The sequence below is a fragment of the Polaribacter staleyi genome (assembly GCF_038024045.1).
Classification (GTDB): Bacteria; Bacteroidota; Bacteroidia; order Flavobacteriales; family Flavobacteriaceae; genus Polaribacter; species Polaribacter butkevichii.
The window spans coordinates 2680126-2692474 of record NZ_CP150665.1; the positions used below are offsets into that span (position 1 = coordinate 2680126).

The following is a 12349-nucleotide window of genomic DNA, read 5'->3' on the forward strand; positions in this document are numbered from 1 at the left end:
TAATTATATATTTTTAAACTGTATTCGTTGTTTATGTAATTTAATAGGTAAACAAGTAAACAGTAACTATTTGTAGTTTTTTAACCTACAGAACCTTCTAAACTAATTTCTAATAATTTCTGCGCTTCCACAGCAAATTCCATAGGAAGTTTGTTTAAAACCTCTTTACTGAATCCGTTTACAATTAATGCAATTGCTTTTTCTGTATCGATACCACGTTGGTTACAGTAAAATAATTGTTCTTCACCAATTTTACTTGTAGTTGCTTCGTGTTCTATTTGTGCCGATTTGTTTTTTGCTTCTATGTAAGGAAACGTGTGTGCACCACATGAATTACCCATTAATAAAGAATCGCACTGAGAAAAATTACGTGCATTTTCTGCACGAGCTCCAACATGTACCAAACCTCTATATGAGTTTTGTGAGTGTCCTGCAGAAATACCTTTAGAAATAATGGTAGACTTGGTATTTTTGCCTAAGTGAATCATTTTTGTACCAGTATCTGCTTGTTGATGATTGTTGGTTACTGCAATAGAGTAAAATTCACCAACAGAATTGTTTCCTTTTAAAATACAAGAAGGATATTTCCATGTTACTGCAGAACCTGTTTCTACTTGTGTCCAAGAAATTTTAGCGTTGGTTTCACACAATCCTCTTTTGGTTACAAAATTGTAAACGCCACCTTTACCTTCTTTATTACCAGGATACCAGTTTTGTACGGTAGAATATTTAATTTCCGCATCGTCCATTGCAATTAATTCTACAACAGCTGCGTGTAATTGGTTTTCATCTCTACTTGGTGCAGTACAACCTTCTAAATAAGAAACATAACTTCCTGCATCTGCAACAACTAAGGTTCTTTCAAATTGTCCTGTACCACCTTCATTAATTCTAAAATAGGTAGATAATTCCATTGGGCATTTAACACCTTTAGGAATGTAACAGAAAGATCCGTCAGAAAAAACTGCCGAATTTAATGCTGCATAAAAGTTATCTGTTGTTGGTACAACGGTTCCTAAATATTTTCTAACCAATTCTGGATGTTCTTGAATTGCTTCAGAAATTGGCATAAAAATTATCCCTTTTTCACCTAATGTCTTTTTAAAAGTAGTAGCTACAGAAACAGAATCCATAACAATATCTACAGCAACATTAGCTAATTTTTTTTGTTCGTCTAAAGAAATCCCTAAACGTTTAAAAGTGTCTAATAATTCTGGATCAACTTCATCTAAAGAATTTAATTTAGGTTTCTTTTTTGGAGCAGAATAATACGCAATGTCTTGAAACTTTGGTTTCTCATAATGCACATTTGCCCATTCTGGTTCTTCCATTTTTTCCCAAACTCTATAAGCTTCCAAACGCCATTCAGTCATCCATTCTGGCTCATTTTTCTTCTTAGAAATTGCGCGAACAACATCTTCACTTAATCCAACAGGAAATGTGTCACTTTCTATATCTGTATAAAAACCGTATTTATATTCTTGGGTTTCTAATTCTTTTTCTAAATCTTCTTCTGTGTACTTGCTCATAAATTAGTTTATAATGTTAAAAAGTTAAAAGTTTATAAAGTTGAATGCAGATATTTTAATAGTCCACTTATCAATTTTGAAACTTCATTTGTTTTTAACTTTAATTCTTCAAACTCATTTTTATCAATATATTTTATGTCAAAAGCTAAATACAATTGAGAACGAACTTCGCCCGCAGATGCTTTAGCTATATATAAGAATCTTATAAATTCTTTAGTTGTTTGTCTTTCAAAACCTTCTGCAATGTTAGAAGAAATTGAAACTGACGCCCTTCTTATTTAATCCAAAATCTTTAGAAAATAAATCATTTGAATTTGTAATCTTATATAAGACAACATTTAGTTCTCTTGCTTTTTGCCAAGAAATAATTTCTTCAAAAGAACTAAATTTTGCCATAACATTACGCTACTTTAAAAACTTTTTTACTGTGAACTTTATAAACTAAAACTCTCCCCACAACCACATGTTCTGTTTGCGTTTGGATTGTTAAAAACAAATCCTTTTCCGTTTAAACCTCCAGAGTATTCTAAAGTTGTTCCTACTAAATATAAAAAACTTTTCTTATCGACAATAATTTTCACACCATTCTCTTCAAAGACTTTATCGTTTTCATCTTTTTTATTATCAAAAGTTAAATCGTAAGATAAACCAGAGCAACCACCACTTTTTACACCAACACGAACATAATCGGTTGCGGCATTAAAGCCATCGTCAGTCATTAGTTCTACGACTTTCTTCTTCGCTGTGTCTGAAACTTTTATCATAATTTTAAATAGATTAAATCTAAATTGTCTGCAAATATACAATATAAGTCGAATAAAACTTGGAAACTTTCATTATCAAACCTAATTATACAATTGGTTTTATTGATTGTAATTATAAGTAAGGTTTATTGTAGTTCTTAGAACAGTAATGGGTTTTTAAAACACTTATAACTACTACAATGAATTTAGAAAAGATATTATATTTTTAATTGGTGCAAAAGCATGTATACAATAGCAAATTAATACGTACCATTAAAGATTATTTTAGTGCTAACAACTATGAGTAACCGTCTTTTACTAATACAAACTAACCGAATTAATTATTTCTGGCTTTCTAGTTCTAATACTTTCTGAATCATGTTATCATCTTTGTGCATAATTCTATAAAAACCTACATCGCCAAAAAGAGTGTTTGCAATAGATGCTTTTAAGTATTTTTTTAAACTTTCTTTGGTTTTAGTATTTGGTTTTACACGGTTTTTAACTTCTGTTAAATAAGAATTAAATACTTTTTTATCTGTGTCAAAATCTGTTACAAAGCTGTCTATGGTCCATTTTTCTAGAGCTTTTCTATTGTTATCTACATAATCAAAAGCAAAATTATTTATAGTGTTAAAATAGAAATTGGTCATGTAAGAAGTAGTGTCTATAGGTACAAAAACATCCGGAATAATACCACCACCACCGTAAACAATTTTACCTTTTGGTGTTGTAAATTTTAAAGAATCTACTACTTTTATACTGTCTCTGCTTAGTAGTTCTCCGCTTGTAATTCTGTTCTGAAAATCTTTATAATAATTTTTATTTCCATTATGATTATAGGGTTTCTGAATAGAACGACCTGTTGGAGTGTAATAACGAGCCGTTGTTAAACGCACTGCAGAACCATCACCTAAATCCATTTCTATTTGCACCAAACCTTTCCCAAAAGATCTACGACCTATAATAGTTCCTTTGTCATTATCTTGTAAGGCTCCCGCAACAATTTCTGATGCAGAGGCAGAGTTTTCATCAATTAAAACATACAAACCACCTTTTTCAAAATCACCTCTAGAAGTGGCAAAAGACTCTTCAATTTTATTTTTGTTGTTTTTGGTAAAAACAATTAATTTATCGTCTTCTAAAAATTCATCAACAATACTATTAGCAATGTCTATAAAACCACCGCCATTGCCTCTTAAATCTAAGACCAAATCGGTCATTCCATCATCTATTAAAGTATGTAATGATGATTTAAATTCTGTATAGGTGTTTCTAGCAAAACGATCTAATTTAATATAACCAACAGAATCGTTAATCATATATGCCAAATCAACACTTTTAATATTTACTTTACCACGAGTCACATCAATTGTAAAAAGAGAGTCTGTACTTTTTCTATAAATTTGAAGTGCAACTTTAGTATTTGGTTTCCCTTTTAAATAACCAGGCACTTTGTCTGTAAACATATCTTTACCATACAACGTATCTTTATATGCCATTAAAATACGATCGCCAGCTTTAATACCTGCTTTTATGCTTGGTCCGCCTTTTATAGGTTGAATCACGGTAATAGAATCGTTTATCATTCTAAATTGCACACCAATACCAACAAAATTGCCTTGCATGTTTTCTGTAACAGCTTGCAAATTTTCTTTAGGTATATACACAGAATGCGGATCTAACTTACCCAACATTTGCGTTATGGCACCATCTAATAAACTATCTGTATTTAAAGTATCTACGTAATCTTTTTCAATAAAATTAATCAGTTTCTTTATCTTCATTTCTTGCGAAGAATTCTTAGAAAGAGACATCATATTCATAGGGCTTCCGTTTAAAGAAACACCAATAAGTAAACCTAAAATAACTGCTAAAGATAAATATATAGGTAAGTTGTTACTATTTTTCATAAGGTAAATGCATAATTTCTACGCCTGCTTTTTGTAAAAAATCGATTCCAGATGTATCTCTGTAAGAATTTGCAAAAACCACACGTTTTATTCCTGCTTGGTGAATTAATTTACTGCATTGTGTACACGGAGATAAGGTAATATAAAGTGTAGCACCTTTTGCAGATTGGGTAGAAGAAGCAACTTTTAAAATAGCATTTGCCTCTGCATGTAAAACTTCCCACTTTGTAATTCCTTCATCGTCTTCACAACAATTATCAAAACCAGTTGGTGTTCCGTTAAAACCATCAGAAATAATCATTCTGCCTTTTACAATGAGTGCACCTACTTGTTTACGTTTACAATGTGAGAGTTTTCCCCACTCAAAAGCCATTTTTAAGTAAGCTCTATCGTACTTTAATTGTTTCTTATCCGTCATACTAGAACGAAAGTAAAAATATTTACAGAAATAAGACGTTAATAATAAGACAAAATTTATTTAGACGCTCTCTAAGTACTCTTTTTTGGGCGTTCCCCTAAAGGTCGGGCTTTATGTTACAATCTTTTTATTCATTCTTCATAAAAAGGATTTTCACTGCAATCCCTAACGCAGCTTACTTGTTATCAGCAGAAAAAAACGAAAATTTTGTTATTTACCAAAAAACTCTATCTAACATCATTTGTATCGCAAAACCAATTACAATAGAAGAGCAAACTAAAATCCAATCTCTTCTGCTAACTCTAAAAAAGTTTTGTAGTAGTGTACCAACAATTAAGATTCCTAAAACAATAATAATCTGAGCAGCTTCTATACCTAATGCAAATTCTAATAACGGAAACAACTTATTTTCTTCTTTACCAACCATCATTTTAAAATAGTTAGAAAAACCTAATCCGTGAATTAAACCAAAAAATACAGCAAAAATTAAGTTGATATTTTGTTTCCCCGAAGACGCATTTTTAGCGGTAAGTACATTTACAAGTCCGGTTATAAAGATGGTTACCGGAATCAAAAATTCAATCATATCCATTTTAATTTTTAAAATACCATACGCGGATAAAGCCAAGGTAACAGAATGACCGATTGTAAATAAAGTAACCAACCATAAAACTTTTTTCCATTGCCTAAAGCTAAATACAACTGCTAAAACAATTAAAAATAAAATATGGTCATAAGCAGATAAATCTAACACATGGTTTAAGCCCATTTTAAAATACAGTAAAAAATCGTCCATTTAAAAATTAATTAGGTGTGATTGCCAAAGATATTAAAAACTGTAATCGAAATAAAACGTAAATACACTATTAACAATTCTAATTGCTAAATTTTAAATAATATCAAATTTATAAGTATTCATTTCTTTAAATCAATAATAATTTAATTAATACGTAAATTTTATAAAATTAAATACGTATAAATAAGTAATAATACTTAGTTTTGTAATTCAAATACGTAATTATGAAAACAATTATAGTTGTAGGTAATGGAATGGTTGGTTATAAATTTTGTGAAAAATTTGTAGCAGCATCTGTAAATGAAGAATTTAAAGTTATTGTTTTTGGTGAAGAGCCAAGACCTGCTTATGATAGAGTCCATTTAAGTGAGTTTTTCGAAAACCAAGATGCAAAAGCTTTAGAAATGGCACCTGCAGAATGGTATAAAGAAAATAAAATCGATTTAATTGTTGATGAAAGAGTTTCTGACATTCAAAGAACTACAAAAACTATAATTACTGCTAAAAACAGAGTTTTTAATTACGATTACTTAGTTTTAGCAACAGGATCTTCTGCTTTTGTTCCGCCAATTAAAGGTGTAGAAAAAGAAGGGGTTTTTGTGTACAGAACTATAGAGGATTTAGAAGGTATGTTAGCGTATGCTGCAAATCTTAAAGAGAGAAACCCAAATGCAAGAGCTGCTGTTTTAGGTGGTGGTTTATTAGGTTTAGAAGCTGGTAAAGCTGTTATGGATATGGGGTTAGAACCGCATATTGTAGAGTTTGCACCTAAATTAATGCCAAGACAATTAGATGCAAGAAGTAGTAAAGTATTGCAATTAAAATTAGAATCGATAGGATTAAATATACATTTAAGTAAAGCAACCAACCAGATTTTAGGAGACGATGCTATTACGGGAATGGAGTTTGGCGAAGACGATGTTTTAGACGTAGAAATGTTAGTAGTTTCTGCAGGAATTCGTCCAAGAGATGAACTTGGTAAAACATGTGGCTTAGAAATGGGCGTTCGTGGCGGAATTGTAGTTGACAATAAAATGAAAACTTCCGACGAAAATATCTTCGCAATCGGAGAAGTTGCTTTGTACAACCAAATGATTTATGGTTTAGTGGCTCCTGGTTACGATATGGCTGGTGTTGCTGTAGATCAAATTTTAGGTAAGACCGAAACTTTAATGCCTGCCGAAATTGACATGTCTACCAAATTAAAATTAATTGGTGTAGATGTAGCAAGTTTTGGAGAACCTTTTATGCCTGCATCTAAAGGACATTCTGTTATTTTCGAAAACAAAACACAGCATTTATATAAAAGAATTAACGTTAGTTTAGATGGTAAATCTTTATTAGGAGGAATCTTAGTAGGGGATGCATCAGACTACAATATGTTGCATCAAGTATTTTTAAACGGAATGGCAATTCCAGAAGATGCTGCGCAATTAATATTACCAGCAACAGAAGGCGGTGCTTTTGGTAGTGCATTAGATTTACCAGACGAGGCACAAATTTGTTCTTGTGAAAACGTAAGTAAAGGTCAAATTTGTGGAGCTATTAAAGATGGTTCGTGTGAGGATTTAGCAGGCGTTATTGCATCAACAAAAGCAAGTACAAGTTGTGGTGGTTGTAAACCAATGGTTACAGATTTGGTTAACGAAACGTTGAAATCGTTAGGTAAAACAGTTAAAAATGTAATTTGTGAACATTTTGAATATAGCAGACAAGAATTATACGGAATTATAAAAGCCAAAAAGCTAACTACTTTTAACGAGGTTTTAGATGCTACAGGAACCGGTCATGGTTGTGAAACTTGTAAGCCGTTAGTTTCTTCAATTTTTGCAAGTTTATATAATGATACTCCAAATAAAGAAGATGTTACCCAAGATACAAACGATAAATTTTTAGCAAACATACAGCGTAACGGAACCTATTCTGTAGTGCCAAGAATTGCGGGTGGAGAAGTAACGCCACAAGACTTAATTGTTTTAGGACAAATAGGAACGAAATATAATTTATATACAAAAATTACCGGTGGAGCGCGTATCGATTTCTTTGGAGCTGAATTAAATGATTTACCAGCAATTTGGAAAGAGTTAATTGATGCAGGTTTTGAAAGTGGTCATGCATACGGAAAATCATTAAGAACTGTAAAAAGTTGTGTAGGTTCTACATGGTGTCGTTATGGTTTAGATGAAAGTATTTCTTTTGCCATAAAATTAGAAAACAGGTATAAAGGGTTGCGTTCTCCGCATAAAATTAAAGGTGGTGTTTCTGGTTGTATTCGTGAATGTGCAGAAGCAAGAGGTAAAGATTTTGGAATTATCGCTGTAGAAGGTGGTTGGAATCTTTATGTGGGTGGAAACGGTGGAGCAACACCAAGACACGCACAGTTATTAGCTGAAAAAATAGACAATGAAACGGTTATAAAATATTTAGATCGTTATTTAATTTACTATATACAAACAGCCGCTCCGTTAATGCGAACTGCTGCTTGGTTAGATAAATTAGAAGGCGGAATAGAGCAATTGAAAAAAGTGGTTATAGAAGACAGCTTAAATATTGTTGAAGATTTAGAAAAAGAGATGCAATTCTTAGTGGATGCTTACGAATGTGAGTGGAAGCAAGCCATCGCAAACGAAGAAACAAAGAAACGTTTTCATCATTTTGTAAATTCAGATGATAGAGATGACAACTTAGTATTTGTGCCTTTACGTGATCAAAAAATGCCAGAACTCTGGAAAAATTAAAATAAAACATCTCGATACAATTTTGCGAAAAGGCAAAATCACTCGATGTGACAATATTAAAAATAAAATAGCTAAACGAAAACTGTCAGTTCGAGTGAAATTTCTTTTTTAGAAATTTTGTATCGAGAACATATCAACAAAAACAACAATTATGGACACATTACTTTTAAAATACAAAACAGTCAAAGAAGCAGAAGTAAAAGTTTGGTTTAAAGCCGCTCCAATAAGTGCGTTTCCAAAAGATGGTGGTGCGTGTGTAAAATACAAAGATTTACAAATTGCTGTTTTCAATTTTTCTAGATTGGGCAAATGGTATGCGTGTCAAAATTTATCACCAGAAAAACAAGAAATGGTGTTGTCTAGAGGTATGTTGGGCGATCATAAAGGGATTCCTAAAATTGCATGTCCTTTGCATAAAAAAACGTTTTCATTAGAAACTGGCGAAAATTTAAATGCAGATTTAGCGCCTATTGCTATATATCCTGTTAAGATTGAAGCAGAAAATGTGTATATTGGCTTCTCAGAATAAAACTAAAAAATGAAGCCAACAAGATTTGAAACTGCTATTGCTATTATTGATAAAAAAAACGCAGAAGACCCAAACAATTACCAAGTTTCTGGATTAGAGTATCCTAAAGAATTATTGTATTCTCAAAGGATGACTAGAAAGTTGCTTCAGTTTGATCCAAATGCATCAAAAGCACTTCAAATTGCGGCAAGAGCACAACATATTTGTCGTTGGAAAATTGGTAGAAAAGAGTTTCCGATGGATAGAGTTGGGTATCTAAAATGGCGTGAAGAATTAAAAAAGATGCACGCAGAATTGACTGGAGAAATCTTAGAACAAGTTGGTTTTGATGCTCAATTTGTAGATAGAGTTCAGAAAATTATCTTAAAAAAACTCATCAAGAAAAACGAAGAATCTCAAACTTTAGAAGATGTTATTTGCCTGGTTTTTCTAGATTATTACTTTGATGAATTTGCAGCAAAACATACCGATGAAAAAATCATTGATATTTTAAAGAAAACATGGGTAAAAATGTCTGATGCTGGACACGCAGCAGCTTTAAAAATACCATTTTCAGAAAAAAGTTTAGCATTGGTAAAACAAGCTATTTCATAGAAAATATAACCTAAAAAATGACTAAAAACGGTAATTCATTAGACCAAAGAACGTTTAATAAATTAAGCCGTTTGTATATGATTGCGTTAAGTGCTATTGCGCTTTCTGTAATTATTAGTCAGGTTTTAGTTCGCAATCATTTAGAAACTCAAAAAAGCGATTCTACCGTAATTAATGTTGCGGGTAGGCAGCGAATGTTGAGTCAGAAATTAACCAAAGAAATTGTTTCTCTTTTGGTTTCTTCGGATGAAAAAAACAGAATTCTTCTTAAAAATAAAATTACAGAAACACTTCATTTATGGGAGTTGTCTCATTATTCACTTCAAAACGGAAATGATAGTTTAGGGCTTCCTAAACAGAATAGCGATAAAATAAAAAACAAGTTTATAGCAATCAATCCTGTTTTTGATACCATTCAGAAAGCATCAAAATCAATTATAAATAAGTTAGAAAATTCTAATGTTTCTAATGATGAATTAACATCAGAAATTAAAAAGGTAACCAATAACGAAAGTGCTTTTTTGTTGATAATGGATGAGATTGTAAATCAGTATGATTTAGAAGCAGAAGAAAAAGTAGTTTGGTTAAGAAAGTTAGAGGTTACTTTAATGGGCTTAACTTTATTGATTCTTTTTGGAGAGTTATTATTCATTTTTTGGCCAGCAGCAAAATCAGTAAAAGCTACGTTGTCTGATTTATTATTTGCAGAAAAAAAAGCTAAAAAAATGGCTTTTGACGCAGATGAACTGAGTCTTTCTAAAGAAAAATCAATTAAAGAATTACGTGCTTTAAGTCATGCAATGGATGAAACGCTATTGTTTGCAAGAATTTCTCCAAGCGGAAGTTTAATTCATATAGGTAATAAGTTTTCTCGCTTATTTCGATTGTCAAAAATTAAAAAAGAAGTTTTCTTTTGGCATGTTTTATCAACCAATGAAAATGAGCAATTATTAATTGAAGATTTAATTAATAAATATAAAAAAACGGGTTGGCAAGGAGAGGTAAAAGCAACTATTAAAGGAGATGTTGGTATTTGGTTAGAAATGTCTATAGTTCCTTACAGGCCTACAGAAGATAAATCAGAATTGTTAATTATAGCTTCAGAAATTACAGATAGAAAAGCTGCCCAGATAGAAATTGAAAGGTTGGTAAAAAAGAATTTCGAGGAGAAAATGAGTCAGCAGAAAATAATCTCAAGTAAGATTATTGAAAATCAAGAAAAAGAACAAAACAGAATTGCCAAAGATGTTCATGACGGAATTGGACAAATGCTTACAGGGTTAAAATACAATCTAGAAAGCATTAATATGAATGATATTGATAAGACAACGATAAAAATAGAACACCTAAAAGAATTAACCACCAATATTATAAAAGGAGTTAGAACTGCTACTTTTAATTTAACTCCGCCTGAATTATCAGATCACGGAATTGTGCCTGCAATAACCAAGTTAACACAAGAGCTAGGGAGATTAACAGGTAAAGAAATTATGTTTTATAACAAAACAGGTTTTAATGATCGTTTAGATTCTTTGGTAGAAATTAATATTTACAGAATTACCCAAGAAGCAATTAACAATGCTATTAAATATGCAGATTCTTCACATATTTTAGTGTCACTTTCTCACAGTAAAAATATTTTAAGTATTGTTATTGATGATGATGGTCAAGGTTTTGAACCATCGAAAGTAAAGAAAGTAAAAAACGGAGATGGAGGCATGGGAATGACCTTTATGAAAGAAAGAATTAAATATATTGATGGTCGTTTATTCTTAAATTCTGAATTAGGAAAAGGGACTAGAGTTACTTTGAATATTCCTATTTAACTTTTTAATATAGATATGCTTTACATAATGTCAGTTCGAGTGATTTTTCTGAAGAATGAAGAAAAATTGTATCGAAAACTTTTTTAGGGTTGTTAACTTTTATTTCTTGTAAAAAAACATCTCGATACAATTTTGCAAAAAAAAAGCAAAATCACTCGATGTGACAGTGTAGTTATAATGCAGATAGATTCTTTTAGAAAATTAAGTAACGGTTAGAGATTATTTTAATTACGTAGTTTTACTTAAAAACCTTATTTTTGTACGTATAAAATAATTGTAATTATGATTAATGTAGTTTTAGCAGACGACCATGTTTTGGTAAGAGATGGAATAAAAGCACTTTTAGAAGATCAGACAGGAATTACGGTTATTGATGAAGCTTCTAACGGAAAAGAAGCTTTAGAGGTAATTGCTAAAAACAAACCTCATGTTCTTATTGTAGATATTCGTATGCCAGAAATGAATGGTATTGAAGTGGTTGCAGAAATTACAAAACAGAAAATAGATGTAAAAACCTTAGTGCTTTCTATGCACGATTCTGAAGAGTATGTTGTAAAATCGATACAAGCCGGTGCAGATGGTTATTTGTTAAAAGGAGCTAGTAAAGAAGAGTTTTTAAAAGCCGTGAATAATGTAGCTGCTGGCGATAAGTATTTTACAGGTGATGTTTCTACCATTATAATGAATAACTTTGTAAATGGTAATACAATGAAAGTTTCAGAACCAAAAACAGAATTAAAAGAGCTTCCTTTTAAGTTAACTAAAAGAGAAAGACAGATACTTACTTTAGTTTTAGAGTTAAAGAATAATAAAGATATTGCTGAAGAATTAGCAATTAGTAAGCGTACTGCAGAAGTGCATCGTTTTAATTTAATGAAGAAATTAGAAGCTAAAAACTTACAAGAATTAACAAATAAGGCCAGAGAGTATCAGTTGATATAGGTCTTTTGACTGTAGATGTCTCTGTGTAACAACTAACCGCAAAGCTCACAAAGTTATATCGCCAAGGGCGCAAAGAAATAACCTCAGTGCATCTCTGCGTTTCTCTTTGATTCTCTGTATAACAACTAACCGCAAAGCTCACAAAGTTATATCGCCAAGGGCGCAAAGAAAAAACCTCAGTGTATCTCTATGTTTCTCTGTGAACCTCTGTGTAATAACTCACCGTAAAGTTCTCAAAGTTATATCGCCAAGGGCGCAAAGAAAAAAACTCTGTGTATCTTTGTGTTTCTCTGTGAAGCTCTGTGTAACAACTCATAACAA

12 protein-coding genes are annotated in these 12349 nt (G+C 31.5%); 5 read left to right on the plus strand and 7 right to left on the minus strand.

What is annotated here, in order from left to right:
* Nucleotides 1-80: 80 nt before the first annotated feature.
* The 7 genes from sufB to WHD07_RS11595 form a co-directional block, all read right to left on the minus strand.
* Complete coding sequence (sufB, locus tag WHD07_RS11565) at nt 81-1529, minus strand: Fe-S cluster assembly protein SufB (RefSeq protein ID WP_343328509.1); 1449 nt, start codon at nt 1527-1529, stop codon at nt 81-83.
* A 32-nt stretch (nt 1530-1561) separates the two neighbouring features.
* Nucleotides 1562-1807 (minus strand): four helix bundle protein, encoded by a 246-nt coding sequence (locus WHD07_RS11570; RefSeq protein WP_343331007.1) that lies wholly within the window; start codon nt 1805-1807, stop codon nt 1562-1564.
* Nucleotides 1776-1925, minus strand: a complete 150-nt coding sequence (locus tag WHD07_RS11575; protein ID WP_343328510.1) for a hypothetical protein — start codon at nt 1923-1925, stop codon at nt 1776-1778. The genes WHD07_RS11570 and WHD07_RS11575 overlap by 32 nt, the downstream gene beginning before the upstream one ends.
* A gap of 38 nt (nt 1926-1963) precedes the next feature.
* Entirely contained in the window at nt 1964-2293 is a 330-nt protein-coding gene (locus WHD07_RS11580; protein ID WP_105049636.1) for a HesB/IscA family protein, read from the minus strand.
* Nucleotides 2294-2613: 320 nt separating this feature from the next.
* Nucleotides 2614-4185: a S41 family peptidase gene (locus WHD07_RS11585; protein WP_343328511.1), complete on the minus strand. Its 1572-nt coding sequence runs from the start codon at nt 4183-4185 to the stop codon at nt 2614-2616.
* Nucleotides 4175-4603, minus strand: a complete 429-nt coding sequence (locus tag WHD07_RS11590; RefSeq protein ID WP_105049634.1) for a deoxycytidylate deaminase — start codon at nt 4601-4603, stop codon at nt 4175-4177. Before WHD07_RS11590 ends, WHD07_RS11585 begins: the two co-directional genes overlap by 11 nt.
* A 214-nt stretch (nt 4604-4817) precedes the next feature.
* Nucleotides 4818-5399 (minus strand): HupE/UreJ family protein, encoded by a 582-nt coding sequence (locus tag WHD07_RS11595; protein ID WP_343328512.1) that lies wholly within the window; start codon nt 5397-5399, stop codon nt 4818-4820.
* A 224-nt stretch (nt 5400-5623) separates the two neighbouring features.
* Here WHD07_RS11595 and nirB point away from each other — a divergent pair, with 224 nt between their 5' ends.
* The 5 genes from nirB to WHD07_RS11620 all read left to right on the plus strand — a co-directional run bounded on the left by nirB (nt 5624) and on the right by WHD07_RS11620 (nt 12028).
* The gene (nirB, locus tag WHD07_RS11600; RefSeq protein WP_343328513.1) at nt 5624-8137 is read left to right on the plus strand and encodes a nitrite reductase large subunit NirB; all 2514 of its coding nucleotides are present in this window, start codon (nt 5624-5626) and stop codon (nt 8135-8137) included.
* A 151-nt stretch (nt 8138-8288) separates the two neighbouring features.
* Complete coding sequence (gene nirD / locus WHD07_RS11605) at nt 8289-8666, plus strand: nitrite reductase small subunit NirD (protein ID WP_343328514.1); 378 nt, start codon at nt 8289-8291, stop codon at nt 8664-8666.
* Between the two features lie 9 nt (nt 8667-8675).
* Nucleotides 8676-9260, plus strand: coding sequence for a DUF4202 domain-containing protein (locus WHD07_RS11610; protein WP_343328515.1), 585 nt, complete (start codon nt 8676-8678; stop codon nt 9258-9260).
* Between the two features lie 17 nt (nt 9261-9277).
* A complete protein-coding gene (locus WHD07_RS11615) occupies nt 9278-11086 on the plus strand; it encodes a type IV pili methyl-accepting chemotaxis transducer N-terminal domain-containing protein (protein ID WP_343328516.1) in 1809 nt (602 codons plus the stop codon).
* 282 nt (nt 11087-11368) lie between these two features.
* Entirely contained in the window at nt 11369-12028 is a 660-nt protein-coding gene (locus WHD07_RS11620) for a response regulator transcription factor (RefSeq protein ID WP_211296735.1), read from the plus strand.
* The last annotated feature ends 321 nt before the right edge of the window (nt 12029-12349 follow it).

What these genes read in the sequence shown, in the direction of transcription:
- sufB (WP_343328509.1), bottom strand. Translation starts at nt 1,529, where the DNA reads ATGAGCAAGTACACAGAAGAAGATTTAGAAAAAGAATTAGAAACCCAA.
- WHD07_RS11575 (WP_343328510.1), bottom strand. Translation starts at nt 1,925, where the DNA reads ATGGCAAAATTTAGTTCTTTTGAAGAAATTATTTCTTGGCAAAAAGCA.
- WHD07_RS11580 (WP_105049636.1), bottom strand. Translation starts at nt 2,293, where the DNA reads ATGATAAAAGTTTCAGACACAGCGAAGAAGAAAGTCGTAGAACTAATG.
- WHD07_RS11585 (WP_343328511.1), bottom strand. Translation starts at nt 4,185, where the DNA reads ATGAAAAATAGTAACAACTTACCTATATATTTATCTTTAGCAGTTATT.
- WHD07_RS11590 (WP_105049634.1), bottom strand. Translation starts at nt 4,603, where the DNA reads ATGACGGATAAGAAACAATTAAAGTACGATAGAGCTTACTTAAAAATG.
- WHD07_RS11595 (WP_343328512.1), bottom strand. Translation starts at nt 5,399, where the DNA reads ATGGACGATTTTTTACTGTATTTTAAAATGGGCTTAAACCATGTGTTA.
- nirB (WP_343328513.1), top strand. Translation starts at nt 5,624, where the DNA reads ATGAAAACAATTATAGTTGTAGGTAATGGAATGGTTGGTTATAAATTT.
- nirD (WP_343328514.1), top strand. Translation starts at nt 8,289, where the DNA reads ATGGACACATTACTTTTAAAATACAAAACAGTCAAAGAAGCAGAAGTA.
- WHD07_RS11610 (WP_343328515.1), top strand. Translation starts at nt 8,676, where the DNA reads ATGAAGCCAACAAGATTTGAAACTGCTATTGCTATTATTGATAAAAAA.
- WHD07_RS11615 (WP_343328516.1), top strand. Translation starts at nt 9,278, where the DNA reads ATGACTAAAAACGGTAATTCATTAGACCAAAGAACGTTTAATAAATTA.
- WHD07_RS11620 (WP_211296735.1), top strand. Translation starts at nt 11,369, where the DNA reads ATGATTAATGTAGTTTTAGCAGACGACCATGTTTTGGTAAGAGATGGA.